General features: G+C 37.7%; 12 protein-coding genes. 7 read left to right on the forward strand and 5 right to left on the reverse strand.

Going from position 1 to position 13579, the window contains the following annotated elements:
* Positions 1–112 precede the first annotated feature (112 nt).
* Positions 113–958: an NAD(P)H-binding protein gene (locus tag ACQKN2_RS18350; protein ID WP_427416218.1), complete on the reverse strand. Its 846-nt coding sequence runs from the start codon at positions 956–958 to the stop codon at positions 113–115.
* A gap of 270 nt (positions 959–1228) precedes the next feature.
* Between ACQKN2_RS18350 and ACQKN2_RS18355 the strand changes: the two genes are divergently transcribed.
* The 5 genes from ACQKN2_RS18355 (at position 1229) to ACQKN2_RS18375 (ending at position 6041) form a co-directional block, all read left to right on the forward strand.
* The gene (locus ACQKN2_RS18355) at positions 1229–2275 is read left to right on the forward strand and encodes a CMP-N-acetylneuraminic acid synthetase (RefSeq protein ID WP_323650998.1); all 1047 of its coding nucleotides are present in this window, start codon (positions 1229–1231) and stop codon (positions 2273–2275) included.
* A 194-nt stretch (positions 2276–2469) separates the two neighbouring features.
* Positions 2470–2655, forward strand: a complete 186-nt coding sequence (locus tag ACQKN2_RS18360; RefSeq protein ID WP_427416219.1) for an SE1832 family protein — start codon at positions 2470–2472, stop codon at positions 2653–2655.
* A 243-nt stretch (positions 2656–2898) separates the two neighbouring features.
* Positions 2899–4464 carry an ABC-F family ATP-binding cassette domain-containing protein gene (locus ACQKN2_RS18365; RefSeq protein WP_427416220.1) on the forward strand — a complete coding sequence of 522 codons (1566 nt, stop codon included), beginning with the start codon at positions 2899–2901 and terminating at the stop codon, positions 4462–4464.
* Positions 4465–5169: 705 nt separating this feature from the next.
* Positions 5170–5574 carry a transcriptional regulator Spx gene (gene spx, locus ACQKN2_RS18370; RefSeq protein ID WP_427416221.1) on the forward strand — a complete coding sequence of 135 codons (405 nt, stop codon included), beginning with the start codon at positions 5170–5172 and terminating at the stop codon, positions 5572–5574.
* Between the two features lie 23 nt (positions 5575–5597).
* A complete protein-coding gene (locus tag ACQKN2_RS18375) occupies positions 5598–6041 on the forward strand; it encodes a MarR family winged helix-turn-helix transcriptional regulator (protein WP_427416222.1) in 444 nt (147 codons plus the stop codon).
* 149 nt (positions 6042–6190) lie between these two features.
* Here the strand turns inward: ACQKN2_RS18375 and ACQKN2_RS18380 are convergent, their stop codons facing one another.
* Together ACQKN2_RS18380 and ACQKN2_RS18385 are read right to left on the reverse strand one after the other, a co-directional pair.
* Positions 6191–7597, reverse strand: coding sequence for an amidohydrolase (locus ACQKN2_RS18380; RefSeq protein ID WP_427416223.1), 1407 nt, complete (start codon positions 7595–7597; stop codon positions 6191–6193).
* Positions 7594–8826, reverse strand: coding sequence for an MFS transporter (locus ACQKN2_RS18385; RefSeq protein ID WP_427416224.1), 1233 nt, complete (start codon positions 8824–8826; stop codon positions 7594–7596). Before ACQKN2_RS18385 ends, ACQKN2_RS18380 begins: the two co-directional genes overlap by 4 nt.
* A gap of 132 nt (positions 8827–8958) precedes the next feature.
* Between ACQKN2_RS18385 and ACQKN2_RS18390 the strand changes: the two genes are divergently transcribed.
* Positions 8959–10902 carry a helix-turn-helix domain-containing protein gene (locus ACQKN2_RS18390; protein ID WP_427416225.1) on the forward strand — a complete coding sequence of 648 codons (1944 nt, stop codon included), beginning with the start codon at positions 8959–8961 and terminating at the stop codon, positions 10900–10902.
* Between the two features lie 140 nt (positions 10903–11042).
* On the opposite strand, the gene ACQKN2_RS18395 is transcribed toward ACQKN2_RS18390, so the two are convergent.
* The gene (locus ACQKN2_RS18395; RefSeq protein ID WP_427416226.1) at positions 11043–11591 is read right to left on the reverse strand and encodes an RNA polymerase sigma factor; all 549 of its coding nucleotides are present in this window, start codon (positions 11589–11591) and stop codon (positions 11043–11045) included.
* A 405-nt stretch (positions 11592–11996) separates the two neighbouring features.
* Here ACQKN2_RS18395 and ACQKN2_RS18400 point away from each other — a divergent pair, with 405 nt between their 5' ends.
* On the forward strand, positions 11997–13184 hold the full coding sequence (locus ACQKN2_RS18400) for a M24 family metallopeptidase (RefSeq protein WP_427416227.1): 1188 nt from the start codon (positions 11997–11999) through the stop codon (positions 13182–13184).
* A gap of 101 nt (positions 13185–13285) precedes the next feature.
* On the opposite strand, the gene ACQKN2_RS18405 is transcribed toward ACQKN2_RS18400, so the two are convergent.
* Positions 13286–13498 carry a response regulator transcription factor gene (locus ACQKN2_RS18405; protein ID WP_427416228.1) on the reverse strand — a complete coding sequence of 71 codons (213 nt, stop codon included), beginning with the start codon at positions 13496–13498 and terminating at the stop codon, positions 13286–13288.
* Positions 13499–13579: the final 81 nt, after the last annotated feature.

A 13579-nucleotide genomic window follows, 5' to 3' on the forward strand; every position in this document is an offset into this window, starting at 1 on the left:
GAATTTAAAAAAGCTACCGCCTGCAAAATACAGACAGCAGCTTCAAAAAGTTGCCTAACCTTTTTTAAAATGTCCTTTACAAAGGGTACAATTTATTCCAGTGATGGACCTTTTATTTATCCCTACGATGTTTGAACTTTACTTCTTTATCTACAACGGTTTCTTCTATTGTATATTTATCTCGATTCATCACGACTTCTTGATTTACTTTATCTCCTTTTTCGCTGGAACCTGATAATTTGCGCTTATCCCAATTAAATAATTGCTCCCTTGAAACGTCCTCATCCTGCGTTTCAGGAAAATCTAACTTAGCCAATTCCTGAGATGGATAAATGGTTACCGGTTGTTTATCGCCGTACAGTGCAATAACGATCATCGCCTTTGCAACTTGAGAAGCTTCTATAGCTCTTGAACGCATTAATGGTCCAACTAATAGTGGCTTTGCTAACTTTAAAACTTTCTCTCCCGCCTTTTCACCTAAGCGAAATTCTTCTCTCTCCCCAATCAATAAAGATGGACGAATAATAGAAAGTCTTTGTAAGCCTAGCTCCATCAGATCGTGTTCAAGCTTTCCTTTTACTCGATTATAGTAAAATGGAGATTTTTCATTTGCCCCCATTGCTGTAATGACTAGCGTATGTGGGATTCCTCGTTTTTTGGCTAACGAGGCAATCGTTAGCGGATATTCAAAATCAACTTTCTCAAATTCCTCACGAGATCCTGCCTTTTTAATCGTTGTTCCTAAACAACAATAAAGTTCATGTGCAAGTTCGATATCTTTTTCCTCTAAAGTATCTAAATTTCGAATTTTCACTTCTAGCTTTGGATGCGTAAATGCTGGCGCTCTTCGTGCAATCACCGTAACTGAAACGTATTCATCATTTTCGCATAATTGCTCTACAAGAGAGGTACCTGTTAATCCAGTAGCCCCTACAACAATCGCTGCGCGCATGCCCATTGGTTCTACCCCCTTCTAAGTTCTTTTGCTTCAGTAGCCGCACTGCTGGAACAAAGCTTCTATTTTTGCTAAAAAAACTAAAACAATCCTATATGTATCTTCCCGCAAACTCTACTTTATTTATCGGTCAAAAAGGGAGCTCTTACTCATTTAATTTGTAGAAGTTTGAAAAACTATTTAAAGCTATAATTTATCTAATCCTAATTTTTTACACATACTTGCCCATCCCTCACCATAGTTTAAATAGACGGATGAAAGGATGGGATACATTTGCAAAACGAAATTCAAGCAACAGAACTAAAAAAGACGATTGTTTTCATTATTGAAGGCTGTATCGATAAAGGGCTGTATCCTTTTGAACGGGTTGCAACGCTGGCAAAGCTACTTGCAAATGAACAAGTTTTCATATTTGTAAAGACCCCTTCAAATGATGGGATTCAAATTTTAATGAATGATAATCTCTCGCCAATCTTATTTGAACATTTCGATGAGCTACCTAAGCAAATGAAAGGTCTTCAGCCTGATTTAATTGTAAGAGATGGCCGTAACTCTGAAAGCTGGCAAGTGCAAAATTTACGACCGTTCTGCAAATCAATCATTCATTTTGATGATTTAGGTGAGGGTGGCCAAGCCTGTGACTGTGTATTGCTAGCACTCTATCAAGAAGTTAAAGATTATTTACCTTCTCATTATATTGGTGGTAGCTTCAATTTTGCATTACCAGAAGCTTATCAGCATTTTGAGGATCGACCAGACAATAAAATACCCGAAAACCCACCTCATATCGTTGTTGCTTTTGAGGATGGGGACGAGCATAACTTAACCTACCGTACTCTTCGACACTTAACGCAGCTACAAATCCCACTACAAATTACAGTGATGATTGATGAAAGCTATCGACATGCAACAGATGATTTGCAAATGATGGTACTTAGTCGTCGTAACACTGCCATTCTTCGTGATAAAAACGCACTCCTAAAACTATTACCAAAAGCAGATGTTATTATTTGTAATGCTAACTATACACCTTATAAAATCGCCTCTTATGGTGTACCTTGTATTACGCTTGCACAAACGGAGGCTGAGCTATTACATGCCTTCCCTCGCGAACATAATGGCTTTATTCACCTTGGACTTGGTCGCAAAATGAAACAATCACAAATTCAAAACGCTGTCATGGAATTTTTATTACATGAGGCTCGAAGCGAACGGGCTGTTAAAAAACAACGACAGCTCAATCTTGTAAGTAACAATGAAGCACTACAGTCATTACTTTTAGATTTCGCTTACGATAGACACAATATCGCTTCTACTTAGTGATTCTTTGAAGGTGGATATGATACAATATAGAAGAATTTTTCACTTTCACTTATCTTTAATTTACTAAGAAGTGAATTCAAGCAACATAAGTACCCGATTGATAGTAACTAATAAGCGGTGGGGGATAAAAAAACCTCCATCGCTTTTACACGCTTTCGTTATACAAATATACACAAAAAGGAGCAATCGTCATGCCATCAAAAAGCGATATTGAATATCAAATTAAAGAGCTAAAAATGGATTACATGAATTTACAAGGCGACATTGAGAAGCTTGAATCTACAGGTCATAATGATCAAGTAGCAAAAGCAGAGCAACGCCTTGCAAATATGGAAGCTACACTAGCAGAGTTAAATAAACAATTAACAGAACTATAAATTCTTTCAGCGGGTGTCCAAACCCCCGCTGAAAGAATTTATAGCCTCCGGCGGATGTCACAAAATCGGAAAGGAGTTCTTAGAGGATGTTAGCCTAAAATCATCGCATCCATGCGATAACGGCTAACTGACCTGCATCGTGCAGGCCTAAGCACAAAGCCGATTCTGGACGCAATTACGCCGAGGCATAATTGATTAATAATAATCTAGCGGTCATTAGCCGCTACCCTCGGAGGAACATATATGGCAATATTAACAGTTGAAAATTTAGGTCATTCATTCGGTGACCGCACGCTTTTTAAAGATGTCTCTTTTCGTCTAGTTGAAGGCGATCATATTGGTCTAGTAGGTGCAAACGGTGTTGGTAAGTCAACATTAATGAGCATCATTACGGGTCAAGCAATCCACGATACTGGTAAAGTTGAATGGCTTCCAGGAACGCATTACGGCTATTTAGATCAGCATACTGTATTGACAGCTGGCCGAACTATGCGTGATGCATTACGTGACGCTTTCCTTCCATTATATAAAAAAGAAGAAGAGCTTAATGAAATTACAGGAAAAATGGCTGAAGCAACACCTGAAGAATTGGAAGATTTACTAGAGCAAATGGCTGAGGTGCAAGATGCTTTGGATGCAGGTGATTTCTATTCTCTTGATATGAAAATTGATGAGGTTGCACGTGGTCTTGGTCTTGACGCAATCGGCTTAGACCGTGATGTCGCTGCTCTTTCTGGTGGTCAACGTACAAAGGTTTTACTAGCTAAGCTATTACTTGAAAAACCAAAAGTATTATTACTAGATGAGCCGACGAACTATCTTGATGAAGAGCATATTACATGGTTGAAAAACTATTTAAAGAACTATCCACACGCATTCTTATTAATTTCGCATGATACAGAGTTTATGAATGAAACAGTGGATGTTATCTTCCAACTAGAGTTTTCAAAATTAACTCGCTATACGGCGACATATGAAAAGTTTTTAGAGCTTGCTGAAATCAATAAACGTCAGCATATCGATGCCTACGAAAAACAACAGGAATTCATTAAAAAACAAGAAGATTTTATTGCGAAAAATAAAGCGCGCTACTCAACTACAGGTCGTGCAAAATCTCGCTCCAAGCAGCTTGACCGCTTAGAGCGTATCGACCGTCCTGAAACAGCTGTAAAGCCTGAATTTGGTTTTAAAGAGGCACGTTCTTCTGGTCGTTATGTAGTAGAGGCTGAAAACTTAGTCATTGGATACGACAAGGACAAGCCGTTACTTCCCCCTCTTACCTTTGAGATTGAACGCGGGGAAAAAATTGCCCTAGTCGGTATGAACGGTGTCGGTAAATCAACATTATTAAAAACGATGTTAGGCAAAATAAATCCGTTAGATGGAAAAGTGATTCGCGGTGACTATCTTTACCCATCTTACTTCGAACAAGAAGTAAAAGCTGAAAAAATCACACCTATCGATGATGTGTGGAATGCCTTCCCTTCTATGGAGCAAGCACAAGTACGTGCAGCATTAGCACGCTCAGGACTAAAAACGGATCATATTACTCGCCCACTTAATTCTTTATCTGGTGGTGAGCAAGCAAAGGTACGTTTATGTAAGCTTATGATGGATGAAGCAAACTGGCTTTTATTTGACGAACCGACAAACCACTTGGATGTCGATGCAAAAGAAGAACTAAAGCGTGCCATGAAAGAATTTAAAGGCACAATCGTATTAGTAAGCCATGAACCTGATTTCTATGAAGGTTTAGCGACAAAGGTTTGGAATGTCCAAGACTGGTTTACTTCTGGACAACAAAACTAAAAATATTATTAATGAGGGTCGTTTCCGGTGTGATTTTTTTAATCATTCGGAGCTGCCCTCTTTCTTTGCTTGAAAATCTGGCGTGGGTAACGTTTGTCAGGAATTATACTCGAGCGATTGCGGTTCTTCGGGATACCCAATCACTTTTTCGGTCTACCTGAGCAGTTTTTCGGCTTACCCGAGCAGTTTTTCCGCTTACCCGATCACTTCTCAGGCTTACCCGATATCACTTTTCCGGCTTACCCGATCGCTTCTCCGGCCTACCCGATCACTTCTTTCACTTACTCGAGCAGTATGTACAGCCCCCCTACTCCCCAAGTTTTGAACCGACTTAACAAAAGTTTATTTATCTATGCATAAAAGCCTGCATTCAATCATATTAATAATGAGTGGAAAAACAATATATCTATTATCTTCAAATCAGACTATTTCTCTCTCTATTAGAATAGCTCTCTTTATTCTATGAGCATCTATTAGTAAGGTTTAACAAAACTTACATCATTGTAAGCTTAATTTGCGAAACTTTTCGCTCTTTTGTGCGTATATTTTAGTGTAGTAAAAAAAATGTTATTTCTAGTTAAATTTTTAAAAATAAATATTGATTTATATATAGCTTACTAGTAAGATATATGTATAACCTATTTAACTTACTAATAAGATATATATATTAAATATAATCCTAAAAAAGAAAGCGGGGAATGAAGAATGACAGTTACTATTTATTCACAAGCGAGCTGTTCTTCATCCAGAAAAGCATTAAAATGGTTAAAAGATCACAACATCGAATATAAAGAAAAACGTATTACATCACATCCACTAACACTTGCTGAATTTAAAGAGATTTTAAGCATGACAGAAGATGGAACAGATGAAATTATTGCAACGAACTCAAATGATTTTAAAAATTTAAATATTGATATTGAACAGCTCTCTATTCAAGAGTTGTTTGCCATCATCCAGGCTCACCCAAGAATGTTACGAAGCCCTATCTTAATTGATGAAAAACGTATTCAAGTTGGGTACAATGAGATGGACATTCGTCGTTTTATTCCACGTAGAGTACGTGCTTATGAGTTAAATGCGATGACAAGATTAGCACAAGAAAGTTAAAACAGTTTTGGAGTTGACTTTATATGGATCAAGAAAAACAAATAGCCATTACCTCGTTGTTTGAAGTAGTATCTTCCATTGAGCGTAAGTGGGCAAACGAGTGGAATAATCATAATGTACTCGGCTTTTCAAAATCCCATATTTTAATTTTAGACTACTTATCGCAGGAGGGTCCAAAGCGCCCTTCTGCCATTGCTGATCGGTTAAAAGTGACGACAGGTGGTGTCACTGTTTTAACAAGTAAGCTCATTAATGCTGGCTTTATTGAAAAAACACAGCATGCCACAGATCGACGAGCATCCCAGTTGAAAATTACAGCTGATGGCGAAGATATTTTAGAGGAATCCCGTCAGCAAGTTAGCGAACTTATACAAAATATGTTTGGTATGCTGTCCGCTGAGGAAGTCCAAACATTACGTACTATTTTTTCTAAATTACTCAACGCTGAACCTAATCGATTTGAGTAATTGCTTCTTTTTCACACCGTAAAAAGTTAGACAAGCATCTAACTTTTTACGGTGTTTTTCTTTTGGTTCAATTTTTCGGTAACCTCCCCTTTCCCTCAGTTTGTACATCATTAAAAGGGTGAAGAATTCTCCTCACCCTAAAGCTTTGTTTAAACTAGATTTGGCGCTTTCACTTCCTCTGGAATACCACATTCATACTGTTTCCCCGCTTTTAAATTCTCAAATTCCTCCTTCGCTTTTTTCATAACATCTGGATTCAGGAAGGAATCAAGCGCAGCTCCTGCCATTGCTTTTGCCGCATAATGCATTCCTTTCATGCCGAGTGAAGATCCAAAGGCAGCAGTTGCTTGCCAAGTATGCACTTGGACGCCATATGGAGCACAAGTTGTAAATACTTGACCAAGGGGCGCAATCCACGAAACGTCCCCTAAATCGCTAGAGCCTTGCATGGATTGGCGAAAAGTTTGTGGCATATGAATTACTTGCTCCACCAATATCTCCTTACTTATTTCATTTGGTACAAAAGATTGCTGGGCGGTACCTGCAAGTACAGAAGGATCTAATGAAGCCTGTAGCGACTTTGCGAAAGTGAGCTCGTCCTCTGTAAAGGTTAATGGCGGTAGCTCGTTCCATTGCGCCAACATTTGCTCATTTAATGTGAGATTCGGTAAAGTATCGTAACACCCTGCCTTCAGCTCCCAATGCACTTCTGTTTCTGTCATCATCGCTGCACCTTTTGCCACTTTAATGAGTCTGCGTTCTAAATCTTTGACAGCATCACGATTTGCTCCACGTAGGTAATAATAGACACTCGCTGAATCTGGAACAATATTCGGTGCTAAGCCACCATTTGTAATTTGATAATGCATACGAGAACCGTCTGGCACATGCTCGCGTAAGTAATTGGCTCCGACATTCGTCAATTCAACAGCATCAAGCGCACTTCTCCCTAAATGTGGGGCACCAGCAGCATGTGCCGTCCGACCTGAAAAATAAAATTCAATGGCCGTGAGTGCTTGCATAGAGAAGTTCGCTGTCACGTTAAACGTCCATGGATGCCACGTATAAACAACATCTAAATCATCAAACACACCGGCACGTGCCATATACGATTTTCCAGATAACAATTCCTCCGCTGGGCATCCATAATAACGAATCGTTCCTTGTATATTGTGAAGCGTCATCACTTCTTTTAAGGCTACTACGGCTTCTACCCCAGCCGTTCCTAATAAATTGTGACCGCAGCCATGCCCAGGTGCCCCCTCCTCCACTGGCGAATAGAGTGAACTGACTTGCTGAGACAATCCTGGAAGTGCATCAAACTCTCCTAAAAATCCGATTATCGGACTCCCTGACCCCCACTGTGCATAAAAAGCAGTTTGTACATCGCCAATCGGCGTAACAATTTCAAAGCCTTCTTTTTTTAGAACATCTTGTTGCAATGAAGACGCAAATGTTTCTTCATACCCAAGCTCAGGGTTGTCCCAAATTTGTTTTGCCATATGACTAAATGTTTCTTCATTTTTCTGCATCCACTCAAATAATTGCTGTTTCATAGTTCGTATCCCTCCACAGATTGTATAGTTGTTTGTTGCTGATGGTGAACTGGTAAAGTAACAGCGATGACAGCAGCAATGACACACATAATGGCTAAAAATATAAAGGATGATTCAAAAGAGCCGCCTGATGCATTAATTAAATAACCCATAATTGTTGGCGAAATAATTCCTGCTGCTTGTCCACCAAAATTGACGATGCCAAAAGCTGTCCCAACATTTTGTTGATTGACAACACGATGTGGCGTTGTAAATATGAAAGAGGCCATAAAAGCTACAAATATAAAGGCGATGGATTGATACGTAATAGCTATTGCTGCAGAACCGGCTGTAGCCATGAAATATAAACAAACAGCCAGCACAGCTGCTCCGAAAATGACACCATATTTTGAACGCCCTCCTAGCTTTGAGATGATACGCCCACTTATAATCATGCCAACCATTCCAAAAATGGCTGGTATGGCAGCGATGAAGCCGACATTTTTCAAATCAAGACCATGCACTTTCATTAAATAGGTTGGCATCCAAGTATTTAACCCCCAGTTTGCAATATTCATAAAGAAGAAAATAAGAAGTACACGCATTAAATAAGTATTTTTTAATACGTCGCTAAAAGAGCCCTTCTCTTCTTTTTCCTTTCGCTCCTCTGACGTAAATGTTTGTGCATGTTTAGTACTCCATAAAAGAGCAATCACAAAAATAAAACCTAGACCCGAAATTAAAAAAAATACATTGCGCCAATCCATCGCCAATAATAGCGGTGCACAAATAATAGGAGCGACAGCACCACCGATCATATTGGAGGACATCATCGTCGTTTGAGCATTTGTACGTTTTTCTTTATGAAAATAAATAGAGATCGCTTTCGTACTTGCGGCAGGATATCCGCCTTCTCCAATACCAAATAAAAATCGAATGAAGAGCAATGAAGCGAGTGACCAAGCAAACCCTGTAAACGCTGTGAAAATGGACCAAAAAATAACGGCACCAATTAATAATTTCTTCGTTCCATACTTATCCGTTAACCATCCACCAGGAATTTGCATAGCAGCATAACCAAAGAAGAAGGCACTTAAAACAAATCCTAGTTCCGTGGCTGATAAAGATAGGTCATTTCCAATATTGATTAAAGCTAGGCTGATAGCAGTTCTGTCAATGTATGAAACCATCCATCCAAAGAATAAAACACCTAAAATTAAATGACTGCGGTTTTTTAGTTCAACATTCATAACCTCACCCCTCTTACTAAATTATCTAAATATTAAGAAAAATAAAGGACGAAATCATTAGAATATCTTACAATGTTTATAAAAGTTCATTAGAATAAATTCCGAAATTGAAGGAAAGGAGTCGAAATAACAATGTTTCTAGAGGAACATAAAGAACTGATATTGAACGACGACAATTGTAGCTTTTATATTTACAGCGCAACAAAGGAATGGTCTTTATTTTATGGCCGACCTTGTGAAATAAAACCTGATTTGAAAGGAATACATTGGGATAAACAAGAGCAGTGCTTCAGTGCAACGTTATACATACCGGAGCCAAATGAGTGTAGTGTCCAAGGTATTATCTTTGGAGACTTTACGGATTATGATGAGAAATTTTTAGTTTGGCAGCTAGAAAAGACCTTTTATCAGAAAACCCTTATACGGCAACGTGAGCAAAAATTAGCCATTATACAGCTTATGGGCGCTATGAACTCAACATTGAAAATAAAAACGCTGTTGCAAACGATCATGGATTTTGCCATTTTAGCTATTCCAGTCATTGACCGTGGATTTTTAATGTTATTCAATCATGAAATGGAGCGTTTATATACCGTAGCTAGTGCGGGTGTAACAGAGCGTATTTTTGATTACGCTCCCCAATTGGGCGAAGGAATGGCAGGCTACACATTTCAAACAGGTGTATCGGGCATTTACAACTACCAAAAAACATTAGAGATTATGAGCAATGTCACAAAGTTTAATCTAGACGCATTAACGGAAGCTGCACATTTAGGAAGAATCGAGAACAATACATCGATGGCTGTTCCGATTACCTTTCATGAAAGAAAGCTTGGGATTATGATTGTCCATCAATATACGAATAAACGTGCTTTTCAACAAAGTGATTTAAGACTCCTAGAAAGCTTCGCATCGCAGGCTGCAGTTGCGATAAGAAATGCGGAAGCTTATGAAGAAATAGAACGGTTAAATGCTTACTTTATAAAGCAACATGACATTCATCAAATCTTTCTTAAACTTTCCTTGCAAAATGTGCAAGAAATGAAAATCATTCAAACGACGAAGGAATTATTACAATTAGACGTTCAATATGTAAATTTGGCAGATCGTAAAACGTTTTTACAGCTAGCGGAAATGGACAAGCTCTCAACCATTAACAAGGACCAATTAATTGATATCGGCTATGTCTTCCCTATTGGAAATGACAAAGAAACATTTGGATATTTAATTATTCAGCAATTGGAGGAATTAACGAGTCAACAACGTATGATTATTGAAAATGCGGCGATGAGCTTAACTTTAAAATCATTACAAATACAGGCAGCTGGACAAACGATTTTTAAAGAACGTTTTGAGCTTTTCCAACAACTTATCTCTGGCCGCGCCCCACTCGTTGATTCTCGTTATGATGACTTAGGACTCGATATTAAGAAACCAACATTCGTCGTTAAATTTAAGCTAAAACAATTTTCCCATAAAAATAGTATGCAATTTATTCAACATGTACAGCAGTATTTCAAAGGACAACACTTTATATTCACAAAACGTGAAACGGTCGTTTGGGTACTACAAGGAGATACAGCCTTTCGTCAAAAAATAAAACAACAATTAACGCAGGCCATCATTAGTTGGGTCCAGTTTTATCATCAACAGGTGGCAATAGGCATAGGAACCATACAAGATCACTTATTAGAGGTCGCTCAGAGTGCGGAAGAAAGTAAACAAGCACTTCGACAAGCTCTGCGCCACGCACAAGAAGATGAAAAAGTAACCATTTTGGATTATGAGGAGCTAGGTATTAATCGACTGTTCAGCAAGCAGAGTGAAGAAGAGCTTGGACAATTTGTCCATGATATATTAGCTCCGCTATACAAGCAAAAAGATGAAACTTTACTAGCAACACTTCGTTGTTACATTCATCAAAATCGTTCCATTTCGAAAACGGCTTCCACCTTACACATTCATCAAAATACGCTATACCATCGACTCGAAAAAATCGAACAATTGTTAAATCGAGATTTACACAATCCAGCACACTATTTAGAAATTCATTTAGCCTTGCATTTAAGTGAGTAACTTTAACTTCTTCCAGCGATCAAAATCCCCCATCAAAAAAAGATGCATCGCAAAGTAATTTTGCAATGCATCTTTTTACGGGATTGGCCGAACGAATACTTCCGTCTAAGTAATACTGCTAGTGCGACCAATGCATTTCATCACGCTGGCAGCACTGACTCTACTATAGCTACATCGGCCATTAGCATTTCTTTCAAACGAGCTTTTGCACGGAATAAACGAGATTTCACAGTACCAATTGAAACTTTCATAATCGTAGAGATTTCTGCAAGTGAATATTGGTCTATGTAGAAATACCATAATGTTTTACGATAAATTCCATCTAGTTGCCCCATTTTATCCTGTACTAATTGAGTAACAACATCTTTTTCAATTTTTTCTTCAGTTGAAATGTCATTATTGGGAACCAAATCTAAAATCGGTACGTCTAATGTTTCAGGTTGGTTCATCATGTATTTACTACGTCGTGTTTTTTTACGATAGCGATCTCTAAATGTATTCATTGTAATTGTTGTAAGCCAAGCTTTAATATGTTCCACCTCGGCAACGCTATCTTCATAGCGTACAACCTTTACCCATACTTCTTGCATTAAATCTTCAGCTTCTACATTATTGCGAGTAAGTTTTAAACATAAGTGGTATATGTAACGATTGAATTCCTCATATACGCCTTCTAATTTTTCATTCATTGTGTTTTCCTCCGCTTCTTGTTCTTGCTTCTATACTCATTCTCGCAAAATAATGTATTACACTCTATCGTATTGGCTTTCAATTACATTACAATCGTGTAAGCTTAGATCCTTTCACTTGTAATATTCGTAAATAATGTTTTATTACTATACTTCTTTTGCGAAGGAAAGCTACACAATATGCCTTTCTCACTACTTTTTTATTTTAAATCCAATAGCATTCATTTGAAAATTCAGATTTTACAAGCTGTTTAACCACCAAAAGAAATCGCTGACCTCTCGTCTACCCCTTCTTTAATTTTCGTAATACCTTATAAGTATAAAAACAGGATGTTCTATGTATTTCTCATTGTGATCTAAATTATTTACAATCAAAAGAAATCGCTATTATAAGGAGGTATTTTTATGTTAGAAAAAGAATTAATGATGCGCATAAAATGTTTACAGAATGCAATGAAAAAACACTCTTTAGACTCCTACATTATCACAACCGAGGAGGACATTTGGTATTTTACAAATGTTACGTTTAAGCCTGAAGAACGCCCATTTTTCATTATCATCTCATTAGATTGCAAGCCTGTTTTACTAGTCCCAAAATTAGAAGAGGCTCACGTTCATAAAGGTATTCTAGACTGTGACATTATTACGTATTGGGACTATCCATCTCCAAACGGTAGCAATTGGTTCGATATTTTACATCAGCTTCTAAAAAAATTTAATCATACAGGCATTGAGAATAATGTTAAAGCAGAGGTTTATTTGAAAATCCAGGCAAAAAATCTATTGGCTAGTCATCTTGTAGCAGACCAACGTCAAGTGAAAAGCGCATATGAGCTAGAAAAAATTAGATTTAGTGCCAAGCAGTCTGATATGGCAATAGAAAAGATACTACAATCCTCATACAAAGGCGCTGGGGTTGTCGAATCCTTCTCAATTTCGAATGCTATACAAAAGCAATTGATTCGTTCACAGCAATTTGAACCGATTACAACATCTCTTACCACTATCGTATGGCCCGCTCCATTAAGTTCAATGCCGCATAGTATTCCATCTATTACGGACAAATTAGGTGAAGGTCCTCAAGTCTCGATGGCTTACTTTCGTATAAATGGCTATGCTTCAGAATGCGAACGTACTTTTTTTCTAGATAAACCTACAAAGGAAGAACAGGAGCTATTTCATCATATGTTACGAGCAAGAGAACAATCGTTAAAAATATTAAAACCAGGCGTTAGAGCTTCAGATGTAGACTGTGAAGCGCGAAATTATCTTGCTCAATACGGATTGATCAATAATACACTTCATAGAACTGGCCATGGAATAGGATTAAGTAATCACGAAGGTCCATTTATTGCTGAAGGAAGCGATGATATTTTACAAGAAAATATGATTATTACCATTGAACCTGGCATTTATTTCGATGGTAAAGGAGGATTTAGACATTCTGATACAATTTTAATCACGAATAATGGATATGAATTGTTAACACACGCCCCTTTAGATTTGAATAGTTTAGTCATTGAAAAAACGAACATTCAGTCTAAACTTAAAGGAAGTGTAATTAGAAGATCTTTAAATTTGAATAAAAAATAGTCTGTCTTATAACGTAATTGATAACATATGGATCGCTTTACTTCCGCAAGGCTTCGCGCGGGTATCCTCCTACTCCACGCGAACCATTAATCGGTCGTTACTCAGTTCAACAACCCCAATCGAAAGGCAGAAGCAACAACCTGTGTGCGATTCTTTGCTTTTAGCTTGGTCATTAAACTACTGACATAATCCCTTACTGTATGTTCACTTAAAAACAGGTAGCTACCTATTTTTTTATTGTCATACCCTTCTGCTAATAAACCCAAAATCATAGATTCCCTTTCCGTTAAGTGAAGCTCAGAGGCGTTCTCCACTTTTTCCCCTTTTCTTGATAAAAATAAACATGAATTCAGATCATTTTTTTCTCTCAAATTCAAAAAAATGTTATATGATAA

Source organism: Lysinibacillus sp. NPDC093688 (assembly GCF_050280145.1).
In the GTDB taxonomy this organism is placed as follows: Bacteria; Bacillota; Bacilli; order Bacillales_A; family Planococcaceae; genus Lysinibacillus; species Lysinibacillus xylanilyticus_B.